The organism is Stenotrophomonas sp. 1278, from assembly GCF_029892765.1.
Classification (GTDB): Bacteria; Pseudomonadota; Gammaproteobacteria; order Xanthomonadales; family Xanthomonadaceae; genus Stenotrophomonas; species Stenotrophomonas indicatrix.
In genome coordinates this window covers 22,723-45,091 of the sequence record NZ_JARXWD010000031.1, presented here as the reverse complement: position 1 = coordinate 45,091, position 22,369 = coordinate 22,723, and the positions used below count along the sequence as shown (strand labels likewise).

The following is a 22,369-nucleotide window of genomic DNA, read 5'->3' as shown; positions in this document are numbered from 1 at the left end:
GTGGGTGCGCGGGGGTGTCCGCGGCATGGATGCCGCGGCCAAGCCCCCAGGGATGGGTTTACGGCGTCCCCCGCGCACCCACCCCGCCCGGCCAAGCACAGCTGTTGCTCGCACGACCACACCAGCCACGAGGGGCTCCGCCGTTGGCCGTATCCCGCCGATAGGCGCGATAATGCCCGGATGGAAACCGTCCGCATCGCCACCCGCAAGAGCCCGCTCGCCCTCTGGCAGAGCGAACACGTCGCCGACCGCCTGCGCCAGGCGCATCCCGATCTGCACGTGGAACTGGTGCCGATGAGCACCCGCGGCGATGAAGTGCTTGACCGCTCGCTGGCGGCCATCGGTGGCAAGGGCCTGTTCCTCAAGGAACTGGAACTGGCCATGCTGCGTGGCGAGGCCGACTGCGCGGTGCACTCGTTGAAGGATGTGCCGATGGAACTGGATGCGCCGTTCGCGCTGCCGGCAATGCTGACCCGCCACGATCCGGCCGATGGTTTCGTCTCCAACCTGTATGCCTCGCTGGATGCACTGCCGATCGGTGCGCGCGTCGGTACCTCGTCACTGCGCCGCCAGGCCCAGCTGCGTGCGCTGCGCCCGGACCTGGAGCTGCTGGACCTGCGCGGCAACGTCAACACCCGTCTGGCCAAGCTCGACAACGGCGGCTACGACGCCATCGTGCTGGCCGTGGCCGGGCTGGAACGGCTGGGCCTGGGCAATCGCATCGTCGCCCGCCTGCAGCCGCCGCAGTGGTTGCCGGCACCAGCACAGGGTGCAGTGGCGGTGGAGTGCGATGGCGGCAATGCCGCGCTGATGGCGCTGTTTGCTGGTCTGGATGACGCCGCCACGCGCGCCTGTGTGGAAGCGGAGCGGGCGATGAACCGCGCGCTGCATGGCAGCTGCCATGTGCCGGTGGCGGCGATCGCGCAGTGGCAGGGCCAGGACCTGCACCTGCAGGGGCTGGTCGGCAGCGCCAGTGACGGCCGCGCGGTGCGTGCCGACGCCGTGGGCCCGGCCAGCGACCCGGAAGTGCTGGGCCAGCGCGTGGCGAAGATGCTGCTGGATGCGGGTGCTGGCGAGCTGTTGAACGTCTGAGCCACCGCAGGTAGTGCCGGCCGGCGGCCGGTACTACCAAAAGCAGAACGGGCGCCAGGCGCCCGTTTCGCTTATTTGAACTTGTAGACCACGTTCATCGTGGTCAGCGTATCGGTCTTGCGCTTGTCCTCGGCGACGTCGCTGTTGTAACGCGCCTGCCAGCCGGCCTTCAGCGCCAGGTGCTCGTTCATGCTCACCGAGACACCGAAATCGTTCTGGCCGAAGGTGTTGTACGAACCCGATTCGACCAGCAGCGTGTTGATCAGGTCGGTGTTGTCGGTCAGCGAGTACTTCAGGTCGAACAGGCCGCGACCGATCAGGCCGGTGCGGGTGCGGTCGTCCTCGGTGCTGTGGGTGCGGCGCACACCGGGGCCGATCTGCGCATCGAACGAGAAACGCTCGGTGTTCCACAGCCGGGTGCCGTAACCCAGACCGAACGAGCTCTGCCGGTCGTAGGTGGCGAAGTCATCACGCTCGGTACGTACCGTGGCCGTCAGCTGGCGATGTTCGCCCAGCTGCAGCGCGCTGCCTGCACTGCCGGTGTAGCGGTTGGCGGTGGTGTTGTTGCGGCGCGTGGTGGTGCCGTCGTCGCTGGTTTCGGTCACCTTGGAGCTGGAGCGCAGGCCGAACAGGTCCATGCTGTGCACCCAGTCGCCATCGGTGTAGCGCAGGCGCAGGCGGCCGTTGAAGCTCTCGGTGCTGCTGTTGCCACGTGCCGACGCGAAGCCGAGTTCGCCACCACTGCCGCTCCACGGCGAGGACATCGCCGCCAGTTCGGAGGCATCCTGCGCATACGCCAGCGGGGCGCAGAGCAGCAAGGGGACCAGCAGGGACACGCGCAGGGACATCGAGGCTTCTCCGAAGCGGTTGGCAGCCGGTGATGATACTGGAAGCGTGATGACCGTCCGAATCGCCCGTCCCGCCTGCTTCAGCAGGCGTTGTCGGCCAGGCCCATTCAGGGCAGGTCGACCTGCAGGGCAGGATCGTTGAAGCGCGAGTACCGCAGCCGCAGCTGGAAGGGCTTGCCGTTGCTGTGGCCGCTGCGCACGATCTGCCGCGGCAGGCCCTGCGCATCCACCCAGTACTCCAGGCGCTCGCCGGCCGTGGCGCCACGCAGGCGGTAGTGGCGGGTGCTGACGCCGTCCAGCGTCTGCTCGCCCAGGTCTTCGGCCTGCAGGGCCTGTGCAGGGATATCGGCGGGCAGCGGGCTGCGCCATTGCTCCAGCAGCCCCGGCGGGGTCGGCACCTGGCGGATCGCATCGTCGGCCTGCAGGAACATGGTGTCGCCGATGATCACCTGTGGTCCGGCAGGGGTCTGTACCCGGAACCGGTCCGGGGCGACGAAGTCCATCGCGGTACGCACCGGCTGCTGCGCGCCCAGCACCTCCAGCTCGGCATGGAAGCTGCGCAGGGCGGCAAAGCGCTGGCTGGCAGACAGCACCGCCTGCGCCGGATCGGCAGCGGGGACGGGCGTCGCAGCGTCGGTGGGCGCCGGTGCGCGGTCGCAGGCGGCCAGCAGCAGGCAGGCCAGCAGGGGCAGGGCAGACAACCGGCGCATCGGGCGCTCCACGGGGCAGGGGGCGCCCACGATAGCCCAATCGTCCGCCACAACGCCCGAGACTCGGACATAATCGGGGGCATGGACCGATACGAACGCATCACCGCCCTGCATCGTCTGCTCAAGTCCGCACGCTATCCGGTGACGGTGGCGACCCTGCAGGACAAGCTCGGTTGCTCCCGGGCCACCGTCTACCGCGACCTGGCGTTCCTGCGTGATGCGCTGATGGCGCCGATCGAGGGCGATGGCGAGGCCGGCTTCCGCTACCTGGCCGACGAGAGCGACCGCTTCGAGCTGCCCGGCCTGTGGCTGAGCTCGGAGGAGCTGCACGCCCTGCTGGCCTCGCAGCACCTGCTGGCCCGTACCGGCGGCGGCGTGCTGTCTTCGGTGCTGGCGCCGCTGCAGCAGCGCATCGAGAGCCTGCTGGCCGCGCAGGCCGGTGTTTCCAGCTGGCCGGTGGATCGGGTGCGGGTGATTCCGCACCGTGGCCGCAAGTTCGACGAAGCCAGCTTCCGTTCGGTGGCCTCGGCGGTGCTGGAGCGCAAGCAGCTGGGCTTCGAGTACCGCGCCCGCTCGACCGACGAAGCGACCAAGCGCACCGTATCGCCGCAACGGCTGACCCATTACCGCGACAACTGGTACCTGGACGGCTGGGACCATGATCGCGAGGCCCTGCGCAGCTTTGCGGTGGACCGCATCTACAAGGCACGGGTGATCGACAGCACCGCCCGCGATGTCGCCGACAGCGAACTGGACGAGCAGCTCGGCGCCAGCTACGGCATCTTCTCCGGTGCGCCCAAGGGCTGGGCAACCATCCTGTTCAGTGCCAAGGCCGCGCGCTGGGTGGCCGACGAGCACTGGCACTCCAAGCAGCAGGGACGCTTCCTCGCCGATGGCCGCTACGAACTGAAAGTGCCCTACAGCGTGTCGCGCGAACTGTTGATGGACGTGTTGCATTACGGGTCCGATGCCGAGATCGTCGAGCCGATGATGCTGCGCGAGCAGGCCAAGGCACTGCTGGAACTGGCCCTGACCAACTACGAAAAATCCTGACACCTCCCCCGAGATCGATTGCGCCCATGAAGAAGACCCTGTTGCTGCCCCTGTTCGCCGCTGCGCTGGCCCTGACCGCCTGCGGCAAGTCCGGTGAGCCTTCGCAGAAGCTGGTGGTGGCCGCCACCGCCGTGCCGCACGCCGAGATCCTGGAAGTGGTCAAGCCGATCCTCAAGCAGGAAGGCGTGGAGCTGGACGTGCGCGTGTTCAACGACTACGTGCAGCCCAACGACCAGCTGGTGCAGAAGCAGGTGGATGCCAACTACTTCCAGACCGAACCGTACCTGGACGCCTACAACCGTGATCGCAAGACCGACCTGACCAAGGTGGTGGGCGTGCACATCGAGCCGTTCGGTGCGTACTCGCGCAAGATCAAGTCGCTGGCCGAACTGCGTGAAGGGGCCGATGTGGTGATCCCCAACGACCCCAGCAACAACAGCCGCGCGCTGATCCTGCTGCACAAGGCCGGCGTGATCGAGCTGAAGGACCCGACCAATGCGCTGGCCACCCAGCGCGACATCGTCTCCAACCCGAAGAACCTGAAGTTCCGCGAGCTGGATTCGGCGATGCTGCCGCGCGTGCTCGACCAGGTCGATCTGGCCCTGATCAACACCAACTATGCGCTGGATGCCGGCCTCAACCCGACCAAGGACGCGCTGGCGATCGAGAGCAAGGACTCGCCCTACGTGAACTTCCTGGTCGCCCGCCCGGACAACAAGGACGACGCCCGCGTGCAGAAGCTGGCCAAGGCGCTGACCGGCCCGCAGGTGAAGGCCTTCATCGAGACCAAGTACAAGGGCGCGGTGCTGCCGGCGTTCTGATGTTGGGTAGCGCCGGGGCCCCCCCCCCCGGGGGGGGGTGGGGGGGGGGGGGCCCCCCCCCGCTACCGCCCTCAATCGACGTGGAAGGCGAGGGTGGCGGCCACGGCCTGCTGCCACCCGGCGTAGAGTTTCTCGCGCCGGGCCACCGCCATCTGCGGTTCGAAGCGGCGATCCAGCCCCCACTGTGCCGCGATCTGTTCGCGGCTCTCCCAGAAGCCGACCGCCAGCCCGGCCAGGTAGGCCGCACCCAGCGCGGTGGTCTCGGTCACCCGCGGTCGCAGCAGGGGGACGCCGAGGATGTCGGCCTGGAAGCCGGCGAGGAAGTCGTTTCCGATCGCGCCGCCATCGGCGCGCAGTTCACTGAGCGAGATGCCCGCATCGGACTGCATCGCATCCAGAACGTCGCGGGTCTGGTAGGCCATCGCCTCCAGCGCCGCGCGCACGAAGTGGGCCTTGCCGGTGCCACGGGTCAGGCCGAACATCGCACCGCGCACGTCGCTGCGCCAGTACGGTGCACCCAGGCCGACGAAAGCCGGTACCAGATATACCCCCGCGCTGTCCGGCACCTGTGCGGCCAAGGCCTGGCTGTCAGCAGCGCGATCGATCATGCGCAGCCCATCGCGCAGCCACTGCACCACCGAGCCGGCGATGAAGATCGACCCCTCCAGCGCGTATTCCACCTTTCCCTCCAGGCCCCAGGCAATGGTGGTTAGCAGGCCATTGCGCGAGCGCACGGCCTGCGTGCCGGTGTGCATCAGCATGAAGCAGCCGGTGCCATAGGTGTTCTTGACCATGCCTGGCTGGAAGCAGGCCTGGCCGAACAGCGCGGCCTGCTGGTCGCCGGCGATGCCGGCAATCGGGATCGGATGGTCGAAGAAGAACTGCGGGCGCGTGTGCGCGTATACCGAACTGGAATCGCGCACCTGCGGCAGCATCGCACGCGGAATGTCCAGCAGGGCCAGCAGGTCCTCGTCCCATTCCAGGGTGTGGATGTTGAACAGCAGCGTACGCGCGGCGTTGCTGTAGTCGGTCACGTGCGCCTGGCCGCCGCTGAGATTCCACACCAGCCAGCTGTCGATGGTGCCGAACAGCAGCTCGCCACGTTCGGCCCGCTGCTGCGCGCCTTCCACGTGGTCGAGGATCCAGCGGATCTTGGTGGCCGAGAAATAGGCATCGATCAGCAGGCCGGTACGCTCGCGGATCAGCGCTTCGTGGCCGCCGGACTTCAGCCGCTCGCAGATCGCCTGGCTCTGCCGCGACTGCCAGACGATGGCGTTGTGGATCGGCTGGCCGCTGGCACGGTCCCAGACCACGGTGGTTTCGCGCTGGTTGGTGATGCCCAGTGCGGCGATGTGGCGGGGATCGATCTGTTCGCGGCTGAGCAGTTCGGTGATCGTGGCATAGACGCTGGTCAGGATCTCGCGCGGGTCATGCTCGACCCAGCCCGGCTGTGGAAACAACTGGGCGAACTCGCGCTGCGCGCTGCCGACGATGTCGCCGGCGCGATCGAACAGGATCGCGCGCGAACTGGTGGTTCCCTGGTCGATGGCCAGCACGTAGCGGGGCGTCATGCAGCGTCTCCGGTGGCGATGTTGGGATCGTAATGCATCGGTGGCGCCGGGCCGCGCGGCATTACCGGCGACGTGAATCCATCCAGGCCTGCAGCCGTGCCGCCTGTGCCGCGTCCATCTGCAGCCCCAGCTTGCTCCGCCGCCACAGTACATCCTCGGCGCTGCGGGCCCACTCGTGGTCGCACAGGAACGCCACCTCGCGTGCGTGCAGGCCCGCGCCAAAGTCTTCGCCCAGATCGAACAGGCTGCGTGCGCCGTGCAGCAGATCGATGCTGCGACTGCCATAGGCGCTGGCCCAGCGCCGCAGCGTGGCCTCCGGCAGCCAGGGGGCCTGGTGCCGAAGCTGTTCACGTGCCTGCCCGGCATCGCCCCAGTCGCTGCCGGGCAGCGGCTCGCCCGCCGCCGTCCAGGCGGGGCCGGCGTGCGGCAGATAGGAGCGCAGCAGGTCCAGTGCCTCCTCGGCCAGCACCCGGTACGTGGTCAGCTTGCCGCCCAGCACGTGCAGCGCAGGCGCACCTTCGGCGTCCAGTTGCAGGCGATAGTCACGGCTCAGTTTCGCCGCGCGCGGGTCCGGGTCGGCCAGCAACGGGCGCACGCCGGCAAACTGCCAGACCACCTCGGCAGGTGCGACCGGATCGCGCAGGTAGCCGTTGGCAGCGCTGCACAGGTAGTCCACTTCAGCGGGCAGCACACTGCAGCGTGCGGGGTCTCCGCGATAGTCGGTGTCGGTGGTGCCGATGAGCAGATGGTCGTGGAAGGGCAGCAGGAACACCACGCGGCCGTCGGGCTGCTGCAGCAGGCAGGCGCGGTCGTTCGGCCAGGCGCGGCGCAGCACGATGTGGCTGCCCTGGACCAGGCGCAGCGCAGGTCCGCCGCTGCGGGCGTGCATGCGCTCCAGCAGACCGCCGGCCCAGGGGCCTGCGGCGTTGACCACCGCCTGTGCCTGCACGGTCTGCTGATGGCCTGCGGCGTTTTCCAGTACGCCGTGCCAGCGTCCGTGCCCGCGTTGCAGGTCCACGCAGCGCGTGCCGGTCAGGATGCATGCACCCCGCTGCGCAGCATCGAGCGCGTTGAGAATGACCAGCCGCGCATCATCCACCTGCGCGTCGGCGTAGCTGAAGGCGTGCTGCAGCTGTGGCGACAGCAGCGCGCCGAGTGGATCGGCGTGCAGATCCACGGCGCGCGACGCAGGAAAGGCGGGACTGCGCCGGCCCAGATGGTCGTACAGCCAGAGCCCGAGCCGCAGCATCCAGCGCGGGCGCAGGTGCGGCTGCCAGGGAAGCACGAAGCACAGCGGCCGCACCAGGAACGGCGCCTGCCGACGCACCACCTCGCGCTCGCCCAGCGCCTTGCGTACCAGGCCGAACTCGCCCTGTTCCAGGTAGCGCAGGCCGCCATGGATCAGCTTGCTGCTGGCGCTGGAGGTGTGTGCTGCCAGGTCGTGCTGTTCGCACAGCAGCACCTTCAGGCCGCGGCCGCTGGCATCACGGGCGATACCGGCGCCGTTGATGCCACCGCCGATCACCAGCAGGTCGACCTCGTGCATCGCGCCTCCGCATCCCGTCTGTGTAGATCCGACTGTCAGTCGACTCTACAGAACCCGGGTGACGGAAACGACGACGGGCCCCGAAGGGCCCGTCGCGGTACAACAAAGACGCAGAAGCGCTTAGAAGCGGGCGCCGATGCCGAAGCCGACGGTCCACGGATCCATCTTCGCTTCGCCGATCTTCTCGCCGCCGACCTTCACGTCCGGACGCGAACGCATGTAGCGGGCGTCGGCACGGGCGAACCAGGTCGAGTTGATGTTCATGTCCACACCGACGGTGCCGATCACGCCCTTGGCGTCCTTCAGGCGGATGTCGGAGTCGCTGCCGTCGGCCAGGGTTTCATTGCTGAAGGCCGACTGGAAGTAGCCCACGCCCACGAACGGACGGAACACGTTGTCAGCCTGGCCGAAGTGGTACTGGCCGCTCAGCGCGACCGGCTGCTGCTCGACGTTGCCGAGGCGGGCATTGCCCGGGCCCTTCACCTTGTGGTCGAACTTGTCTGCAGCGCCCCACAGTTCAACGGCCCAGTTGTCGTTGATGTAGTAGCTGAAGCTGACGGTCGGTGCCGGGCCGCCATCGACCTTCTTGATGCCGTCGATCGGGTCATTCTTCGGCTGCAGCAGCGAGACGCCGCCAACCACGGCAAAATGCTTGCCCGAGGCGGTATCGGTGGTGCTGCTGTCCTGCGCGAAGGCAGCCGGTGCAAACGCGGCGGAGGTCAGCAGGGCGAGGCTCAGGATACGGATGGAGCGCATGGGGGAATCTCCTAATGTTTCTTGTTTTGGGCCCCCGGTTGCGGGGCGAGCACACCGTAGTCGCCCCAACATGAATCGAATCCGACGCGCGTTAAAAATTAGTTCGCACTGTTCAGCGAACAGCGCGAAATCCCTGTTTCCATGCGGTTTCTGCCCTCCTGGAATATTCATGCAGTTGGAGAAGATGTGAGCGCTGCAACGTTGTGCATCGGCCTGCCTGCGCAGGTGAACGCGGATTGCCGGGTGTTGCTGCTGGGTTCAATGCCCGGTATCGCTTCGTTGCAGGCACAGCATTACTACGCGCACCCGCGCAATCGCTTCTGGCCATTGCTCGGCGATCTGTGCGGCTTCGACCCGGCAATGCCGTACGCGCAGCGACTGCAGGCGCTGGCAGCCAATGGTGTCGGCCTGTGGGATGTGATCGGCCGCTGCGAACGACGCGGAAGCCTGGATGCGGACATCGTGCGTGGCACGGAAGTGGCCAATGCACTTCCGGCACTGATCGCCGCACTGCCTGACCTGCAGCTGATCGGCTGCAACGGTGGCGCGGCCATGCAGGCCTTCCAGCGCTGGGTGCAGCCGCAGCTGGCCACGTCGGCCAAGGTGCTGGCGCTGCCGTCCACCAGTCCGGCCAACGCAGCGTGGTCCTTGCCGCGCCTGCGCCAGGCCTGGCAGCCGGTGGCCGTCGCACTGGCGACATCAAGCGGACATCGGCAGGACAATACGCTACCGACTGGAAGCGCCGGCGGGCCATGAGCAACAGCGTGTCCCGGCTGCGTGCGTACTGAAAACACCTGTAACGGTTGGCGCTGGCTCCCGCTGGCCGCACAATAGACGTTTCCCTACACCAGATTGCCGGAGTTCTCCCCATGGCCGAAATCAAGGAAGCACGTGTCCCCGATATCGGTGACTACAGCGATATCCCGGTAATCGAGGTGCTTGTTGCCGTCGGCGATACGGTGAAGAAGGACCAGGGCCTGGTCACGCTGGAAAGCGATAAAGCGACCATGGAGGTGCCGTCCTCGGTGGCCGGCGTGGTCAAGGAAATCAAGGTCAAGCTGGGCGACAGCCTGTCCGAAGGCAAGGTCGTGGCACTGATCGAAGTGGCCGACGGCGAGGCTGCCCAGCCGGCCGCTGCTGTTGCACCCGCCGCTGCACCCGCACCGGCCAAGGCCGCTGCTCCGGCCGCTGCCACCCAGGCGGCTCCCGCTCCGGCCGCTGCTGCCGCCCCTGCTGCCAGCGGCGGCGCGGTGGAAGCCCTGGTGCCGGATATCGGCGATTACAGCGGCATTCCGGTCATCGAAGTGCTGGTCGCCGTGGGCGATACGGTGAAGAAGGACCAGGGCCTGGTCACGCTGGAAAGCGACAAGGCCACCATGGAAGTGCCGTCGTCGGTCGCCGGCGTGGTCAAGGAGATCAAGGTCAAGGTCGGCGACAACCTGTCGCAGGGCAACGTGGTCGCCATCATCGAAGCCGAAGGCGCTGCCGCCCCGGCCCCGGGCAAGGCTGCCGCCGCTGCTGCCCCGGCCGCCGCCGAGACCGCCACCAAGGTCGAGCCGGTCGCCGTGCCGGCCCAGCCGGACAAGCTGGCCGCCCGCGAGATCGCCAGCGCCCCCTCGGCCGGCGCGCCGACCAGCCCGCCGGTGCAGTTCAATGCCGATGGCGTGCTGCCGGCCAAGGTGCCCTACGCATCGCCGGTGGTGCGCGTGTTTGCCCGTGAGCTCGGTGTCGACCTGCTGCAGGTCAGTGGCAGCGAGAAGGGCGGCCGCATCACCAAGGCCGACGTGCAGAAGTTCGTCAAGGCCGCGCTCAGCGGCGGCGCTCCGGCAGCTGCCGGTGGCACCGTGGCTGCCGGCGGTGGCCTCAACCTGCTGCCGTGGCCGAAGGTTGATTTCAGCAAGTTCGGCGACGTTGAAGTGCAGCCGCTGTCGCGCATCAAGAAGATCTCCGGTGCGAACCTGGCCCGCAACTGGGCGATGATCCCGCACGTCACCCAGTTCGAGCAGGCCGACATCACCGACCTGGAAGGCCTGCGCGTGGCGCTGAACAAGGAGAACGAGAAGGCCGGCATCAAGCTGACCATGCTCGCCTTCCTGATCAAGGCCAGCGCCTCGGCGCTGAAGAAGTTCCCGGAGTTCAACGCCTCGCTCGATGCCAGCGGCGAGAACCTGACCCTGAAGAAGTACTTCAACATCGGCTTCGCTGCCGATACCCCGAACGGCCTGGTCGTTCCGGTCATCCGCGATGTCGACAAGAAGGGCGTGGTGCAGATCGCGCAGGAAACCGGCGAGCTGGCCAAGAAGGCGCGTGACGGCAAGCTGGGCCCGGCCGACATGAGCGGCGGTTGCTTCTCGATCAGCTCGCTGGGCGGCATCGGCGGCACCGCGTTCACCCCGATCGTCAATGCGCCGGAAGTGGCCATCCTCGGCGTCTCCAAGTCGTCCATCCAGCCGGTCTGGAACGGCAAGGAGTTCGCTCCGAAGCTGATGCTGCCGCTGTCGCTGAGCTACGACCACCGCGTCATCGATGGCGCCCTGGCCGCACGCTTCACCACGTACCTCTCGCAGGTGCTGGCCGACATGCGCCGCGTGCTGCTGTAAGGCACCGCTTCGCCCCCACCGTGCGGCCGCTGCCCCTGGCGCGGCCGCCTGTCGAAACGCAGTGACAGCCCGCCGGCCACGCCGGTCGGGCACGAGGAAAACCCACCATGGCCACGATTGAAATCAAGGTTCCCGACATCGGCGATTACAGCGATGTGCCGGTGATCGAAGTGCTGGTCGCCGTTGGCGATACGGTGAAGAAAGACCAGGGTCTGGTGACCCTGGAGTCGGACAAGGCGACCCTGGAAGTGCCGTCCTCGGCAGCCGGCGTGGTCAAGGAAATCAAGGTCAAGCTGGGCGACACGCTGTCCGAAGGCGCGGTCGTCGTGCTGCTGGAGACCGAAGGCGCCGCTGAAGCGCTGGCCAAGGCCGCTGCGCCGGCCCCGGCGGCCGCCGCCCCGGCCAGCAAGCCGCCGGTGACGCCGTCGCACCGCGCCCCCGCCGAGCCCGAAGCACCGAAGCCGGCACTGGCCAGTGGCAAGGCCGCCGACATCGAGTGCGAAATGGTCGTGCTGGGCTCGGGCCCGGGCGGCTACACCGCCGCCTTCCGCGCCGCCGACGTCGGCCTGGATACGGTGCTGGTCGAACGCTACGCCAGCCTCGGCGGCGTCTGCCTCAACGTGGGCTGCATCCCGTCCAAGGCACTGCTGCACGCCGCTGCGGTGATCGACGAAGTCGCCCATGCCGGTGATTTCGGCGTCGAGTTCGGCAAGCCGACCATCACCCTGGACAAGCTGCGCCAGTACAAGGAAAAGGTCGTCAACCAGCTGACCAAGGGCCTGGCCGGCATGGCCAAGCAGCGCAAGGTCCGCAATGTGCAGGGCGTTGGTAAGTTCGTGTCGGCCAACGAGCTGCTGATCACCGCTGAAGACGGCAGCACCCAGTTGCTGCGCTTCCAGAAGTGCATCATCGCCGCCGGTTCGCAGGCGGTGAAGCTGCCGAACTTCCCGTGGGACGACAAGCGCGTGATGGACTCCACCGACGCACTGGAACTGGCCGAAGTGCCGGGTTCGCTGCTGGTCGTCGGTGGTGGCATCATCGGCCTGGAAATGGCCACCGTGTATGGCGCGCTGGGCAGCAAAGTCACCGTGGTCGAGTTCATGGACCAGCTGATGCCGGGCGCCGACAAGGACCTGGTCAAGCCGTTGGCCGATCGCCTGAAGAAGCAGGGCATCGAAGTGCACCTGAAGACCAAGGCCTCGGGCGTCACCGCCGATGCCAAGGGCATCACCGTGACCTTCGAAGCCGCCGAGGAAGGCCAGGCGCCTGCGTTGGCGCAGGGCACCTTCGACCGCGTGCTGGTGGCCGTGGGTCGCTCGCCGAACGGCAAGAAGATCGATGCTGAAAAGGCCGGCGTGCAGGTGACCGATCGTGGCTTCATTCCGGTCGACCGGCAGATGCGCACCAACGTGCCGCACATTTTTGCCATCGGCGACATCGTCGGCAACCCGATGCTGGCCCACAAGGCCACGCACGAGGGCAAGCTGGCGGCCGAAGTGGCTGCCGGGCACAAGAAGGAGTGGGTCGCGCGGGTGATTCCGTCGGTGGCCTACACCAACCCGGAAATCGCCTGGGTTGGCGTCACCGAGACCGAAGCCAAGGCCAAGGGCCTGAAGGTTGGCGTGGCCAAGTTCCCGTGGGCCGCCAGCGGCCGCGCGATCGGCATCGGTCGCACCGAGGGCTTCACCAAGCTGATCTTCGACGAGGACAGCCACCGCATCATCGGCGGCGCGATCGTCGGCGTGCACGCCGGTGACCTGCTGGCCGAGATCGGCCTGGCGATCGAGATGGGTGCCGAGGCCGAGGATATCGGCCACACCATCCATGCGCATCCGACGCTGAGCGAGTCGGTGGCGATGGCCTCGGAAATCTACGACGGCACGATCACCGATCTGTATCTTCCTAAAAAGAAGTAGCGCCGGGCCATGCCCGGCGAAACGGAAAACCCGGCGCAAGCCGGGTTTTTTGTTGGTCGTCTGCGCGAGTCTTCGATCATGCTCACTGCGAGCGTTCGGGCCGCTGCGCGGGCGGCAGGCATTTCGACAAATGTCCCCCGTCGCCCGCCTTCGGCGCTCGCCTCCTCCTTTACTTTGTCGAAACGCCTGCCGCCCGCGCAGCGGCTCGGCTTGCGGAAAGCGGAGCCACAACCACCGCAGCGGCTGCCTGGATGCCTGACACGCGGAGGGAGAGGGGGCGGGGTGCGAAGTAAAGGAGGAGGTGACGGCCGCAGGCCGGCGCCGGGGGACATTCGCACCCCGCCCCCTCTCCCTCCAGCGCTCGACCAACCCGCTTCTACTCGACGATGCAAAGAAAAAACGCGGCCCCCGATGTTCCGGAGGCCGCGCCAGGAGAGAGAATGCTGTGGAAGGGGAGCAGGGTTTAGAAGGTGACGCTGATACCCGCCACCGGGCCCTTGAATTCCTGCTTCAGGCCGATGGTGCCGTCGCTGCCCTTCTTGTCCGCATCCAGCTTGAACCAGTCGTAGCCGGCGAACACGCCGAAGTTCTGGGTGAAGCGGTAATCGACGATCGCGTTGGCGCGGCTGAGGTCACCCTTGTAGTCGTCGAAGCTGCCCCAGCGCGTGTTGAGGTACTGGCCCTGCAGGGTGATCATCCACTTTTCGGACGGGGTGAAGCTCAGGCGTGCACCGACTACCGGCGCCACACCGTCGGTCTTCTCGTCCAGGAACTGGCCTTCATACACCGTGCCCAGATCGGCGTAGCCCTTGGTGCTGACCTTGGCGTACTCGGCACCCAGCTGCAGGCCGAGGTCGAACTTCTCGGTGTCCACCACCGAGTAGTCATACACCAGGCTGGCCACCTGGTACTTCAGTTCGGCCTTGACGAAGCTGTCGGCCGGCACGTTGACGTTGCCGAAGGAAATGTCCTGGCCAAGCGTCTCGCGGCGGTCCTTGTCGTACTTGAAGTAGTTGAACAGCAGGCGCTGGCGGTTGCTGATGCGGAACATGCCGTCGATGCGCGGTTCCCATTCCTTGCCGCCCAGCTTGAAGTCCTCGGAGAAGCCGATGTCCTGGCCGGCGACATTGGTGTTGCCACGCAGGGTGTTGTCCGAGTCGATGTTCATCGCACCCAGGCGCAGGGCGAAGCGGTCATCGCCTTCGGCGGCATGGGCGGAGGAGGCGAACGACGCGCCGGCGGCGAGAAGCGAGAGGGCGAGCAGGGTGGGGACGGAGCGCATCGAAAGAGTCCTTGCAGTGGTTCATCGGAATGAAGGCCACTTTGCCGGACGTCGCTGTCCACCATTCGTGAAGGTATGGTCCACGCGATGTGGACGGTTCAGCGCTGTCAGCGCCCCGCGAAAAGATGGCCCCGGAGCGGCGCTTCGGGGCCATCGTGGGGACCTGCAGGCGAAGCGTCGACGAGGTAGCTGCAGGCAGGTCGGAAGATGGGACCACGGCCGTCGGCGGAAAGTTCCGCCGCCTGCGACCAAAGTTCAATGCGTTGCACCGCAACATCGCGCAGATGGCATTGTCCCCGTGGTGGGCTGCAAAACCGCAGCCCTTACCGCAACTTGCGCTGTTCCGATATGAACAGGCAGCGGTTGTCTCGCAAATTGTCCCATTGCTATAATTTGGCGGCTCGATGAGGCCCCCCTGCTGTAGTCGCCTCAGCCATCCACTTGTAACCACGCGGGACGTCCTGTGCTGAACTCCGTAGAAACGGGTCGGCGACTGATGCTGCGCGCCGCGGTCTACCCGCTGGCCGCGGTGGCTGTCCTGGCTCTGGCCTTCCTGCTGGTGGGGCCGAAGTATGCCCTTGGTGCCCTGGCATCCGGTGTGGCGGTTTCGGCCGGTGGTTGGGTGGCGGCACGGATGGCGCTGGGTGGTGGTGCGCTGGGGGCCGGTTCGGCCATGGCACGCCTGATCGTTGCGATCGTGGCCAAGTGGGCGCTCGTTTTTGGTGTCCTGATGGTGGGGTTCCTGGTCTTCAAGCTGCCTGCACTGGCGCTGTTGGCCGGTATCGCCGTCGGGCTGATGTTCCAGGTCCTGGCCATGGCCAGGCGCTAATCGAATTCATTTAACTTAAGGTTCCGGACACATGGCAGGCGAGGCGCTTACACCCACCTCCTACATCCAGCATCACCTGCACAATCTGACGGCAGGTCATGGCACCCCGTGGGCGATCCACGTGGACACGCTGGTAACCTCGCTGCTGATGGGCCTGGTGATGGTCGTCGCCTTCTGGATGGCGACCCGCAAGGCCACCTCCGGCGTGCCGGGCAAGTGGCAGGCATTCGTCGAGATCTGCCTGGAGTTCGTTGACCGCCAGGCCAAGGACACCTATCACGGCACCAGCAAGCTGGTGACCCCGATCGCGATCACGATCTTCTTCTGGATCCTCCTGATGAACCTCATCAAGATGATCCCGGCCGACTTCATCGCCAAGCCGCTCGAACTGATGGGCGTGCCGTACTGGAAGCCGGTCCCCACCGCCGACGTCAATGCCACCCTGGGCATGTCGATCAGCGTGTTCTTCCTGATGCTGTTCTTCGCGTTGCGCGCCAAGGGTATTGGTGGTTTCACCAAGGAATTCCTGACCGCACCGTTCGGCAAGTGGATGATGCCGTTCAACCTGATCCTGAACATCGTCGAGTGGCTGAGCAAGCCGATTTCGCTGGCGATGCGACTGTTCGGCAACATGTTCGGCGGTGAAATCGTGTTCCTGCTGATCTGGGTGCTGGGCGGTGCAGGTATCGCCGGCATGTTTGCAGGCGCGTTCGCCGGCTTCGGCTGGATGCTGTTCCACCTGCTGGTGATCCCGCTGCAGGCCTTCATCTTCATGATGCTGTCCATCGTGTACCTGAGCCTGTCGGAAGACGCTCACTGAGTTTCGCTTCACCCTTCATCCGTTTGTTTCTAAACCCTTAGCAATCAAGTTCCTGGAGAAAACCATGTACTTCGCCGTCCTGACCAATCTCGCCCAAGTTCAGAGCTCCACCGTCCTCGCCGTCGGCATCATGATCGGCCTGGCCGCGCTGGGCGCCGGTCTGGGTCTGGCCATCATGGCCGGTAAGTTCCTGGAGTCGGCCGCGCGCCAGCCGGAACTGATCCCGGTCCTGCAGGTCCGCATGTTCATCACCGCCGGCCTGATCGACGCCGCCTTCATCATCTCGGTCGCCGTGGGCCTGCTGTTCGCCTTCGCCAACCCGCTGGTCGGCGAGTTCGTCTCGCGCCTGCCGGCAATCGCTGGCTGATCCAGCGAAAGTGAAACGACCGGGCGCCGCAGGCGCCTGGTCGCGGATGAAGGTTCGGAGGCGCCGCCCGTGTGGCGGCGCATCCATCCCGTCACAACCGACTGAGCGAACCCCATGGATATCGGTTTTACCCTCATCGCCCAGGCCCTGGCCTTTGCCGCCCTGATCTGGCTCATCGCGACCAAGATCTGGCCGCCGCTGATGAACGCGATCGAAGAGCGCCAGCAGAAGATCGCTGAAGGCCTCGCTGCTGCCGACCGCAGCCAGAAAGATCTGGCCCAGGCGCAGGACAAGGTCAATGAAGCGCTGAAGGAAGCCCGCACCAAGGCCAACGAGATCATCGACCAGGCCCACGCGCGTGCCAACCAGATCGTCGACGCGGCCCGCAACGAAGCTGTTGCCGAAGCCACCCGTCAGAAGGACCTGGCCCAGGCCGAAATCGACGCCGCCGCCAACCGTGCCCGTGAAGATCTGCGCAAGCAGGTGTCCGCGCTGGCCGTGACCGGTGCCGAAAAGCTGCTCAAGCGCGAAATCGACGCCAACGCCCACAAGGCGCTGCTCGACGAGCTGGCCTCGGAGATTTAAGGATGAGCCAGGCCCTCACGCTTGCCCGCCCGTACGCCCGCGCCGCCTTCGCGACCGCGCGTGACGAAGGCGCGTTCGCGCCGTGGTCGGACGCTTTGGCGTTCTCCGCCCACGTCGCCGCCGACCCGCGCGTGGCGGCCCTGCTCGCCAACCCGGAGCTGGGTCGCGATGACGCCATCGCCCTGCTGGCGCCGGAGTCCCGCGGCGAGACCTACTCGCGCTTCCTGGCTGTGCTTGCCGAGTCGCATCGTCTGCCGCTGCTGCCGGAGATCGCCGGCATGTTCGACGCCCTGCGCGCCGAGGCCGAGCACGTGGTCAAGGCCACGGTGACCTCCGCGGCCGAGCTGTCGGTTGCCGAGCTGGACGCGATCAAGGCCGCGCTGCGCAAGCGCTTCAACCGCGAGGTCGAAGTGGCCACCGCGGTCGACGCCTCGCTGATCGGCGGCGCTGTGATCGACGCCGGCGACGTGGTCATCGATGGTTCGCTGAAGGGCAAGCTGGCCCGTCTGCAGACCGCGCTCGCTAACTGAATTCATTTAACGTCCGGCCCCGCTGCCGGCACTAGGACTTGACGATGGCAACCACGCTCAACCCCTCCGAAATCAGCGAACTGATCAAGAACCGCATCGAGAAGGTCAAGCTGGCCGCGGAATCGCGCAACGAAGGCACCGTGACCAGCGTGTCCGACGGCATCGTGCGCATCTTCGGTCTGGCCGACGTGATGCAGGGCGAAATGATCGAACTGCCGAACAACACCTTTGCCCTGGCCCTGAACCTGGAGCGCGACTCGGTCGGCGCCGTGGTCCTGGGTGGCTACGAGAACGTGCGCGAAGGTGACGTCGCCAAGACCACCGGCCGCATCCTGGAAGTGCCGGTCGGTCCGGAACTGCTGGGCCGCGTCGTCAACGCGCTCGGCGAGCCGATCGACGGCAAGGGGCCGCTGGCCACCCAGCTGACCGCTCCGGTGGAGCGCGTTGCTCCGGGCGTGATCTGGCGCAAGTCGGTCGACCAGCCGGTGCAGACCGGTTACAAGTCGGTCGACTCGATGATCCCGATCGGCCGTGGCCAGCGCGAGCTGGTCATCGGTGACCGCCAGACCGGCAAGACCGCACTGGCCATCGATGCGGTGATCAACCAGAAGGGTACCGGCATCAAGTGCGTGTACGTAGCGATCGGCCAGAAGGCTTCGACCGTTGCCAACATCGTGCGCAAGCTGGAAGAGAACGGCGCCCTGGCGCACACCATCGTGGTGGCTGCCACCGCGTCCGAATCGGCCGCGATGCAGTACATCAGCGCCTACTCGGGCTGCACCATGGGCGAGTACTTCATGGACCGCGGCGAAGACGCGCTGATCGTGTACGACGATCTGTCCAAGCAGGCCGTGGCCTACCGCCAGATCTCGCTGCTGCTGAAGCGCCCGCCGGGCCGTGAAGCCTACCCGGGTGACGTGTTCTACCTGCACTCCCGTCTGCTCGAGCGCGCTGCCCGCGTGTCCGAAGAGTACGTCGAGAAGTTCACCAACGGTGCGGTGACCGGCAAGACCGGTTCGCTGACCGCGCTGCCGATCATCGAGACCCAGGCCGGCGACGTTTCCGCGTTCGTTCCGACCAACGTGATCTCGATCACCGACGGCCAGATCTTCCTGGAAACCGATCTGTTCAACGCCGGCATCCGCCCGGCCGTGAACGCCGGTATCTCGGTGTCGCGCGTCGGTGGTTCGGCGCAGACCAAGATCATCAAGAAGCTGTCCGGCGGCATCCGTATCTCGCTGGCCCAGTACCGCGAGCTGGCTGCGTTCGCGCAGTTCGCCTCGGACCTGGACGAAGCCACCCGCAAGCAGCTTGAGCGCGGCCAGCGCGTCACCGAGCTGATGAAGCAGAAGCAGTACGCGCCGATGTCGATCGCCAACCAGGCGCTGTCGATCTACGCCGTCAACGAGGGCTACCTCGACGACGTGCCGGTCAGCAAGCTGCTGGCGTTCGAAGAAGGCCTGCACGCGCATTTCGCCAACACCCAGGGCGAACTGATCGGCAAGGTCAACGCCACCGGCGGTTGGGACAACGACATCGAAGGTGCCTTCAAGAAGGGCATCGTCGAGTTCAAGACCACCGGCAGCTGGTAATCGAGGTCCTGTAGAGCGGAGCGATGCTCCGCTGGACCAGACGATCAAACGGTTGAACAACGCGGGGCCCCGGCCCCGCGCCACGGGAATAAAAGATGGCAAGCGGACGCGAAATCAAAACCAAGATCAAGAGCGTGCAGAACACCCGCAAGGTGACGCGCGCCCTGGAAATGGTCTCGGCCTCCAAGATCCGCAAGGCGCAGGATCGGATGAAGACCTCGCGTCCGTACGCGCAGGCGATGAAGCAGGTGATCGGCCACCTGGCGCAGGCCAGCACCGACTACCAGCATCCGTTCCTGGTCGAGCGTGAGCAGGTCAAGCGGGTCGGTTTCATCGTGATCTCCTCCGATCGCGGTCTGGCCGGCGGCCTCAACAACAACCTGTTCCGCAGGATGCTTGGCGAAGCCAAAGCCTGGCAGGACAAGGGCGCCGAAGTGGACCTGGTGACCATCGGCCAGAAGGCATCGACCTTCTTCCGCCGGGTCAAGGTGAACATGGTCGGCACGGTGACCCACATCGGCGACACGCCGAAGCTGGAGTCGCTGATCGGTGTGATCAAAGTCATGCTCGACGCCTTCACCGAAGGCAAGGTCGACCGCGTGTACCTGGTCTACAACCGCTTCGTCAACACGATGACGCAGAAGGCCAGCTTCGATCAGCTGCTGCCGCTGCCGGCCGCTGAGAAGCAGGTTGCGCACCACGACTGGGACTACCTGTACGAACCCGATGCCGCGACCGTGCTCGAGCACGTGATGACGCGTTACATCGAGTCGCTGGTGTACCAGGCGCTGCTGGAAAACGTCGCTTCCGAGCATGCCGCGCGCATGGTGGCGATGAAGTCGGCCAGTGACAACGCCAACAAGCTGATCGGAACCCTGCAGCTGGTCTACAACAAGGCCCGCCAGGCAGCGATCACCCAGGAAATCTCCGAAATCGTCGGCGGCGCGGCAGCAGTCTGACCGCGTTCGTTAAAAGCACACATTTAGAGGATGCAGCAATGAGTCAGGGCAAGATCGTTCAGATCATCGGCGCCGTCGTCGACGTCGAATTCCCCCGCGAGTCGGTGCCGAAGGTGTACCACGCGCTGAAGGTGGACAACACCGAAATCACCCTGGAAGTGCAGCAGCAGCTCGGTGACGGCGTGGTCCGCTGCATCGCGCTGGGCTCCACCGATGGCCTGAAGCGCAACCTGGTGGCCACCAACACCGGCCGCGGCATCTCCGTGCCGGTCGGCGCTGGCACCCTGGGCCGCATCATGGACGTGCTCGGCCGCCCGATCGACGAAGCCGGTCCGGTCGCCTCCAGCGACACCTGGGAAATCCATCGCGCTGCTCCGTCGTATGAAGACCAGTCCCCGGCCACCGAGCTGCTGGAAACCGGCATCAAGGTCATCGACCTGATGTGCCCGTTCGCCAAGGGCGGCAAGGTCGGCCTGTTCGGCGGCGCCGGCGTCGGCAAGACCGTCAACATGATGGAACTGATCAACAACATCGCCAAGGCGCACAGCGGTCTGTCCGTGTTCGCCGGCGTGGGTGAGCGTACCCGTGAGGGCAACGACTTCTACCACGAGATGAAGGACTCCAACGTCCTGGACAAGGTCGCGATGGTGTACGGCCAGATGAACGAGCCGCCGGGCAACCGTCTGCGCGTCGCCCTGACCGGCCTGACCATGGCCGAGTACTTCCGCGACGAGAAGGACGAGAACGGCAAGGGCAAGGACGTGCTGCTGTTCGTCGACAACATCTACCGCTACACCCTGGCCGGTACCGAAGTGTCGGCACTGCTGGGTCGTATGCCGTCGGCAGTGGGTTACCAGCCGACCCTGGCCGAGGAAATGGGCGTCCTGCAGGAGCGCATCACCTCGACCAAGAATGGTTCGATCACCTCGATCCAGGCCGTCTACGTGCCGGCCGATGACTTGACCGATCCGTCGCCGGCGACCACCTTCGCCCACCTTGACTCGACCGTGACCCTGTCGCGTTCGATCGCTTCGCTGGGTATCTACCCGGCGGTCGATCCGCTGGACTCCACCAGCCGCCAGATGGACCCGCTGGTCATCGGCCACGAGCACTACGACACCGCCCAGCGCGTCCAGCAGACCCTGCAGAAGTACAAGGAACTGAAGGACATCATCGCCATCCTGGGCATGGACGAACTGTCCGAAGAAGACAAGCAGGCCGTGTCGCGCGCCCGCAAGATCGAGCGCTTCTTCAGCCAGCCGTTCCACGTGGCCGAAGTGTTCACCGGCTCGCCGGGCAAGTACGTGTCGCTGAAGGACACCATCCGTGGCTTCAAGGCCATCGTCGATGGCGAGTACGACCACCTGCCGGAGCAGGCGTTCTACATGGTCGGCAGCATCGAAGAAGCGGTCGAGAAGGCCAAGAAGATGGCCGAGAAGGCCTGATGCGGCGGGGACGGGCACACGCCCGTCCCGACCGTGACACGGGGTGGGCCTGCGCCCACCGCTGCGGAATCCCTGCGGTGGGTTCGACCCGCCCCCTAGCGAAGAGAGTTACATGAGCACCATCCGTTGCGACATCGTCAGCGCCGAGCAGGAAATCTTCCGTGGCGAAGCGACCCTGGTCGTGGCCACCGGTGAGCTGGGCGAGCTGGGCATCGCGCCCAAGCACGCACCGCTGATCACCCGCCTGAAGCCGGGCAAGGTGGTAGTGACCACGCCGAGCGGCGAGCAGCTGGATTTCGCCATTTCCGGCGGCATCCTGGAAGTGCAGCCGCAGGTGGTGACCGTGCTGGCCGACACCGCGATCCGCGCACAGGACATCGACGAAGCCTCGGTCCGCAAGGCCAAGGAAGAAGCCGAACGCATCCTGGCCAACCGCGGCGAAGCGATGGAAGTGGCTGAAGCCCAGCAGAAGCTGGCAGAGGCCGTCGTCCAGCTGCAGGCGCTTGAGCGCCTGCGCAAGACCCTCAAGCACTGAGGTCCAGCGCCATCAAGCAGGAACGCCGGCCCAGTGCCGGCGTTTTTGTATGTGTCGACAACGCAGCGGAAACGCCGTTACCGGTACACGACATGGCGCAGCAGCAGGAAAGACACCACCGCCAGGCCCGCTTCCACCAGCGGCTTTGCCAGCCAGGCGTACCGCAGGCCCAGCGCATGGTCGGCGGCGGCCACCAGCAGCGTGCTGGCCATGGTCAGCAGCAGCCACAGCGGCAGGAATCGTGCGAAGCGGCGCCAGCCCAGGCGCTGCCCGTTGGCGTCGGCGAAGGTGATGCGTCCATTGAGCCAGAAACCCAGCAGCATGCCGGCCACGCGTCCGCAGACGTTGCCGGGCGCAGCCGGCATGCCGGCCGCCGTCGCCAGCACGAACACCGCCCAGTCCAGCAGCAACTGCAGCAGGCCGATGACGAGATAGGAACGGCCTTGGCGGAGCAGGCTCATGGTGCCGGGGTCATGGTGGGGGCTCCATGTTAACGGCCCCCGTTCTAGAAT

At 66.2% G+C, this 22,369-nt stretch carries 22 protein-coding genes; 15 read left to right on the top strand and 7 right to left on the bottom strand.

All coding sequences use genetic code 11. The features are described from left to right. The first annotated feature begins 180 nt into the window (after positions 1-180). Positions 181-1,092 carry a hydroxymethylbilane synthase gene (hemC, locus tag M2299_RS18735; protein ID WP_025877394.1) on the top strand — a complete coding sequence of 304 codons (912 nt, stop codon included), beginning with the start codon at positions 181-183 and terminating at the stop codon, positions 1,090-1,092. 71 nt (positions 1,093-1,163) lie between these two features. Here hemC and M2299_RS18730 read toward each other — a convergent pair whose 3' ends face one another. Both M2299_RS18730 and M2299_RS18725 read right to left on the bottom strand, forming a co-directional pair. Continuing rightward, a complete protein-coding gene (locus M2299_RS18730; protein ID WP_025877391.1) occupies positions 1,164-1,940 on the bottom strand; it encodes a DUF481 domain-containing protein in 777 nt (258 codons plus the stop codon). A 107-nt stretch (positions 1,941-2,047) separates the two neighbouring features. Then, positions 2,048-2,650: a hypothetical protein gene (locus M2299_RS18725; protein WP_280884808.1), complete on the bottom strand. Its 603-nt coding sequence runs from the start codon at positions 2,648-2,650 to the stop codon at positions 2,048-2,050. Between the two features lie 81 nt (positions 2,651-2,731). Here M2299_RS18725 and M2299_RS18720 point away from each other — a divergent pair, with 81 nt between their 5' ends. Continuing rightward, positions 2,732-3,703 (top strand): YafY family protein, encoded by a 972-nt coding sequence (locus tag M2299_RS18720; protein ID WP_025877388.1) that lies wholly within the window; start codon positions 2,732-2,734, stop codon positions 3,701-3,703. A gap of 26 nt (positions 3,704-3,729) precedes the next feature. Next, positions 3,730-4,524: a MetQ/NlpA family ABC transporter substrate-binding protein gene (locus tag M2299_RS18715; RefSeq protein WP_032976575.1), complete on the top strand. Its 795-nt coding sequence runs from the start codon at positions 3,730-3,732 to the stop codon at positions 4,522-4,524. A gap of 71 nt (positions 4,525-4,595) precedes the next feature. On the opposite strand, the gene glpK is transcribed toward M2299_RS18715, so the two are convergent. The 3 genes from glpK to M2299_RS18700 all read right to left on the bottom strand — a co-directional run bounded on the left by glpK (position 4,596) and on the right by M2299_RS18700 (position 8,397). After that, a complete protein-coding gene (gene glpK, locus M2299_RS18710; RefSeq protein WP_280884807.1) occupies positions 4,596-6,095 on the bottom strand; it encodes a glycerol kinase GlpK in 1,500 nt (499 codons plus the stop codon). Between the two features lie 61 nt (positions 6,096-6,156). Continuing rightward, positions 6,157-7,641, bottom strand: a complete 1,485-nt coding sequence (glpD, locus tag M2299_RS18705; protein WP_280884806.1) for a glycerol-3-phosphate dehydrogenase — start codon at positions 7,639-7,641, stop codon at positions 6,157-6,159. A gap of 120 nt (positions 7,642-7,761) precedes the next feature. Beyond that, complete coding sequence (locus M2299_RS18700; protein ID WP_025877381.1) at positions 7,762-8,397, bottom strand: OmpW family outer membrane protein; 636 nt, start codon at positions 8,395-8,397, stop codon at positions 7,762-7,764. Positions 8,398-8,583: 186 nt separating this feature from the next. Here M2299_RS18700 and M2299_RS18695 point away from each other — a divergent pair, with 186 nt between their 5' ends. The 3 genes from M2299_RS18695 to lpdA all read left to right on the top strand — a co-directional run bounded on the left by M2299_RS18695 (position 8,584) and on the right by lpdA (position 12,913). Further along, positions 8,584-9,153, top strand: coding sequence for a DNA-deoxyinosine glycosylase (locus M2299_RS18695; RefSeq protein WP_025877378.1), 570 nt, complete (start codon positions 8,584-8,586; stop codon positions 9,151-9,153). A gap of 113 nt (positions 9,154-9,266) precedes the next feature. Beyond that, complete coding sequence (gene aceF, locus M2299_RS18690; RefSeq protein WP_280884805.1) at positions 9,267-10,997, top strand: dihydrolipoyllysine-residue acetyltransferase; 1,731 nt, start codon at positions 9,267-9,269, stop codon at positions 10,995-10,997. Positions 10,998-11,104: 107 nt separating this feature from the next. Further along, a complete protein-coding gene (gene lpdA, locus M2299_RS18685; RefSeq protein ID WP_280884804.1) occupies positions 11,105-12,913 on the top strand; it encodes a dihydrolipoyl dehydrogenase in 1,809 nt (602 codons plus the stop codon). Positions 12,914-13,376: 463 nt separating this feature from the next. Here the strand turns inward: lpdA and M2299_RS18680 are convergent, their stop codons facing one another. After that, positions 13,377-14,195 carry a hypothetical protein gene (locus tag M2299_RS18680; RefSeq protein ID WP_025877373.1) on the bottom strand — a complete coding sequence of 273 codons (819 nt, stop codon included), beginning with the start codon at positions 14,193-14,195 and terminating at the stop codon, positions 13,377-13,379. A 496-nt stretch (positions 14,196-14,691) separates the two neighbouring features. Here M2299_RS18680 and M2299_RS18675 point away from each other — a divergent pair, with 496 nt between their 5' ends. From M2299_RS18675 to M2299_RS18635, 9 genes are all read left to right on the top strand, one after another. Continuing rightward, a complete protein-coding gene (locus tag M2299_RS18675; RefSeq protein WP_032952006.1) occupies positions 14,692-15,024 on the top strand; it encodes a hypothetical protein in 333 nt (110 codons plus the stop codon). A gap of 31 nt (positions 15,025-15,055) precedes the next feature. After that, positions 15,056-15,844 carry a F0F1 ATP synthase subunit A gene (gene atpB, locus M2299_RS18670; RefSeq protein WP_025877369.1) on the top strand — a complete coding sequence of 263 codons (789 nt, stop codon included), beginning with the start codon at positions 15,056-15,058 and terminating at the stop codon, positions 15,842-15,844. A 64-nt stretch (positions 15,845-15,908) separates the two neighbouring features. Further along, the gene (gene atpE, locus M2299_RS18665; RefSeq protein WP_025877367.1) at positions 15,909-16,211 is read left to right on the top strand and encodes a F0F1 ATP synthase subunit C; all 303 of its coding nucleotides are present in this window, start codon (positions 15,909-15,911) and stop codon (positions 16,209-16,211) included. Between the two features lie 114 nt (positions 16,212-16,325). Further along, a complete protein-coding gene (locus M2299_RS18660; protein ID WP_025877365.1) occupies positions 16,326-16,796 on the top strand; it encodes a F0F1 ATP synthase subunit B in 471 nt (156 codons plus the stop codon). Positions 16,797-16,798: 2 nt separating this feature from the next. Then, positions 16,799-17,326, top strand: coding sequence for a F0F1 ATP synthase subunit delta (locus M2299_RS18655; RefSeq protein ID WP_025877363.1), 528 nt, complete (start codon positions 16,799-16,801; stop codon positions 17,324-17,326). 44 nt (positions 17,327-17,370) lie between these two features. Then, positions 17,371-18,918 (top strand): F0F1 ATP synthase subunit alpha, encoded by a 1,548-nt coding sequence (gene atpA, locus M2299_RS18650; RefSeq protein WP_025877361.1) that lies wholly within the window; start codon positions 17,371-17,373, stop codon positions 18,916-18,918. Positions 18,919-19,013: 95 nt separating this feature from the next. Next, positions 19,014-19,877, top strand: coding sequence for a F0F1 ATP synthase subunit gamma (gene atpG / locus M2299_RS18645; RefSeq protein WP_025877359.1), 864 nt, complete (start codon positions 19,014-19,016; stop codon positions 19,875-19,877). 38 nt (positions 19,878-19,915) lie between these two features. Beyond that, the gene (atpD, locus tag M2299_RS18640) at positions 19,916-21,322 is read left to right on the top strand and encodes a F0F1 ATP synthase subunit beta (RefSeq protein ID WP_025877357.1); all 1,407 of its coding nucleotides are present in this window, start codon (positions 19,916-19,918) and stop codon (positions 21,320-21,322) included. Between the two features lie 112 nt (positions 21,323-21,434). Then, the gene (locus M2299_RS18635; RefSeq protein WP_025877355.1) at positions 21,435-21,857 is read left to right on the top strand and encodes a F0F1 ATP synthase subunit epsilon; all 423 of its coding nucleotides are present in this window, start codon (positions 21,435-21,437) and stop codon (positions 21,855-21,857) included. 77 nt (positions 21,858-21,934) lie between these two features. Here M2299_RS18635 and M2299_RS18630 read toward each other — a convergent pair whose 3' ends face one another. Next, positions 21,935-22,318: a GtrA family protein gene (locus tag M2299_RS18630; RefSeq protein WP_100436938.1), complete on the bottom strand. Its 384-nt coding sequence runs from the start codon at positions 22,316-22,318 to the stop codon at positions 21,935-21,937. Between the last annotated feature and the right edge of the window lie 51 nt (positions 22,319-22,369).